Source organism: Citrobacter sp. S46_ASV_140, assembly GCF_018919545.1.
In the GTDB taxonomy this organism is placed as follows: Bacteria; Pseudomonadota; Gammaproteobacteria; order Enterobacterales; family Enterobacteriaceae; genus Citrobacter; species Citrobacter braakii.
The window spans coordinates 1-262 of the sequence record NZ_JAHLRC010000305.1; the positions used below are offsets into that span (position 1 = coordinate 1).

At 49.6% G+C, this 262-nt stretch carries 1 pseudogene; it reads right to left on the reverse strand.

The features are described 5' to 3' along the window. Positions 1-262: pseudogene (locus KQJ19_RS23905) on the reverse strand (hydrolase); the annotation flags it as partial.

A 262-nucleotide genomic window follows, 5' to 3' on the forward strand; every position in this document is an offset into this window, starting at 1 on the left:
CATCAACATGGCGTGATTCCTGAATGGCAAATGCATCATAGAGATGCAGTTTGGCATAACGGGCGACGATGTTTCCTGCCTGTAGCGCCACCAGCATATTCCATGCGCGCCCCGGCGTTGATGGAACATGAATCGTCAGAATTGTCGTCATCATGTTACGTTTACTTTCTCGCCGTAAACGTCCGAGGAATTCGCCTTCCAGCAGCTGTGCTGATTTAACCGATAGATCTGCATCATGATCATCTCGCGCCAACAATGCTTC